Raw genomic sequence first — 2,848 nt, forward strand, 5'->3', positions numbered from 1 at the left:
GAAGAGAGCGTTTTTGCGACTGAGAGCCATCACCCGTTCATTCTGCCCATGTCGGGCAGGAGTTGGAAGTCCATTACCGGTGGCATCCGTATTTTGGCAGCAAGGTTGCTGTACGTCGGGTGGAGCAGCGAGCAACTGGGCAATTTCTCAAAGTGCTGGGGCCTGCCGGCGTTGTGGTCTCGATGGCAGGCTGGATGCTTGATCCCGCCATCTGCGCCGGAATGACGCTTGGCGGCCCGCGTGTCGATGTGGCCGCCCTCGTCGAGTTGGAGCGAGTGTTGATAGGTGCGATCAATCCCGCACAGTGCCGGAGCGATATTGCGATCGTTCCGGAGGAAGGCAATGCAGTCTCCCAAAGCGCCGGCAGTGGAGCCGGCTCGGCAGTTGACCCTGTTATTCGACAACACCAGGCTGGAAAGGCTCGGCTCGGCGGAGCGGGACGAGATCATTTTGGCGTTGGCTCAGATCCTGATGCAGGCAGCCGGCCTCAGCGTCGAGGAGCTTGACGATGACAAGCGCTGAAATCATTCCGGCGGTCATCCTCAAGAGGAAGGCTGTCGTCTACGTACGCCAGTCAACGCAATCCCAGGTGATGACCAATCTGGAGGGCAAACGGCGTCAATATGATCTGGTCGATGTCGCCCGCCAACACGGTTTCGTGGATGTTGAAATCATCGACGACGATCTCGGCCGGTCGGCGAGCGGAACGGTGGCGCGCCCCGGCTTCGACCGCTTGGTGGCGTGGCTGTGCGCCGGGAAGGTCGGCGCTGTTTTGTGCTTCGATGCGTCCAGGCTCGCGCGAAACGGCCGCGATTGGCATCACCTGCTTGAATTGTGTGGGCTCGTCGAAGCCCGCGTCATTGATGGCGAGGGGGTCTATAACCCGTGTCGCCCCAATGATCGCCTTCTTCTTGGCATGAAAGGCAGCATCAGCGAGTTCGAACTCGGCGTGCTACGCACCCGGATGTTGGACGCCGCCCGGTCCAAGGCCGGCCGGGGCGAGCTGCGCTTGTCGGTTCCCTTCGGCTACATCTGGCACCGGGAAGCCGGGCTCGGCCTTGATCCAGATCAGCGCCTCCAGGAGGTTATTCGCGTCATCTTCGTCCGCTTTCAAAAACTCGGGAGCGCGCGCCAGGTGCTGCTCTCGATGAAAGCCGATCAAATCCACTTCCCACGCCCCTCTGACGAGGGCCGCATGACGAGCTTCGACTGGACGCCGATCCGCTACCGTAACGTGATCGCCGTTCTCAAGAATCCCTTCTACGCAGGGGTTTACGTTTACGGGAAAAGTGAGAAACGCACCTCCATTGTCGACGGAAGGGCGCGGCGAAGCTACGGCCATGGCAAGCCGATCGGGACATGGGAGGTGATGATCAAGGATCATCACGAAGGCTATATCGACTGGGCGGAATATGAGCGCAACCAGAAGCAGCTCGCTCTCAACAATTATGGCAGTGCCGGAGGCGTGAAGTCCGGCCGGGGCGGCAAGGCGCTTCTGTCGGGCGTGATGACTTGCCGGCGGTGCGGACGACGACTGAGCGTCGCGTATACGGGCAATCCTCAGAGCCGGCCGGTGTATCGCTGCGACAAGCCAAACCTTATGATGGGGCTGCCACGGTGCATGACCTTTGGCGGCCCGCGGGTCGACGCGGCTGTCTCCCGAGAGTTGTTGCTGGCGGTGGAGCCAATGGCGATCGAAGCGGCGTTTGAGGCGGAGCGGATGCACCGGGAACAACAGGAAGACCAGCAACGCATCCTCGACATGGAAATGCAGCAGGCTCGTTATGAGGCGAGTCTGGCCGAGCGTCGTTACGCCGCCTGTGATCCTGACAATCGTATGATCGCTGCGCAGTTAGAAAAAAACTGGGAGACGGCGCTGCGGCGTGTCCGGGACCTGGAAATACGCCAGCCCGCGGAACGGACGTCAAACATCGAGGTCGACCCGAGCGCATTCTCGAACCTCGCAGACAACTTATCGGCAGCATGGCATGCGCCGAATGTTACGATGCGCGCCCGACAGAAACTGCTGCGGACACTGATCGCCGACATTATCGTCGACGTCGACGATGAGGCGCGCGAGGTCGTGCTCACGATTCATTGGCGCGGCGGTCAGCATTCCGAACTGCGTGTCCGTAAACCACGGGCTGGTGAGCATGGATGCGCAACTACCGAGGACGCTTTGGCGGTGATGCGCAGCATGGCCGGTCGCTGGTCGGACGAGCATATCGCCGCGTCGCTCAATCGAATGGGCATGCCCACAGGCCAAGGCAAAACCTGGACAGCGCATCGCGTTGCTTCCGTTCGACGCGTGCGCGGAATCCATGCCTATCGATCTGCGGAAAAGGACGGCGAATGGCTCACCATGAGGGAGGCGGCAAAGCTGTTAGACGTCACACACCATACGATTCGGCGCCTGATCAAAACGGGTGTCCTTCCTGCGGTGCAGGTTGTCGCCGGAGCCCCGCATCAAATACGGGCCGACGACTTGGCGTCGGACCCGGTGAAAACCGCGGTGGCCCGTAAAGGCCGCCCGTGTCGCGCTGTTGACGCGGACACGCTTCCAATGTTTCCAGATACTTGAAGAAGGGGCGCACAATGACTCACGCATCGTCAGCGGCCGAATCTGATTTTCGACGAGGTTGGTGTCCATCTCGACGCGGCCGTCGTCGAGGAACAGGGTCAGCCCGACCCAATGGTTCAGAAGATAGGCGACGGCCTTGCCCATATCGCTGCGGCCGGAGAGGCGTGCTGTCTGGGCGCGCAAAAAATCTTCGAGCTCGACGACGAGAGGCCGCGACCGCTCGGCGCGAACGCTCTGCCGGATCGGCGCCTCTTTGCCCCGGATCTC

The 2,848-nt window shown here is 61.2% G+C and carries 2 protein-coding genes and 2 pseudogenes; 3 read left to right on the plus strand and 1 reads right to left on the minus strand.

Going from position 1 to position 2,848, the window contains the following annotated elements:
- The 3 genes and pseudogenes from A1351_RS25580 to A1351_RS03020 form a co-directional block, all read left to right on the plus strand.
- A pseudogene (locus tag A1351_RS25580) lies at positions 1–225 on the plus strand (hypothetical protein); the annotation flags it as partial.
- Between the two features lie 117 nt (positions 226–342).
- The gene (locus tag A1351_RS03015; protein ID WP_024881891.1) at positions 343–522 is read left to right on the plus strand and encodes a hypothetical protein; all 180 of its coding nucleotides are present in this window, start codon (positions 343–345) and stop codon (positions 520–522) included.
- Complete coding sequence (locus tag A1351_RS03020; RefSeq protein ID WP_064032140.1) at positions 509–2,581, plus strand: recombinase family protein; 2,073 nt, start codon at positions 509–511, stop codon at positions 2,579–2,581. Before A1351_RS03015 ends, A1351_RS03020 begins: the two co-directional genes overlap by 14 nt.
- A 30-nt stretch (positions 2,582–2,611) precedes the next feature.
- Here the strand turns inward: A1351_RS03020 and A1351_RS25715 are convergent.
- Positions 2,612–2,845 (minus strand): annotated as a pseudogene (locus A1351_RS25715) (transposase); the annotation flags it as partial.
- Between the last annotated feature and the right edge of the window lie 3 nt (positions 2,846–2,848).

The sequence above is a fragment of the Methylosinus sp. R-45379 genome, from assembly GCF_001644125.1.
GTDB lineage: Bacteria > Pseudomonadota > Alphaproteobacteria > Rhizobiales > Beijerinckiaceae > Methylosinus.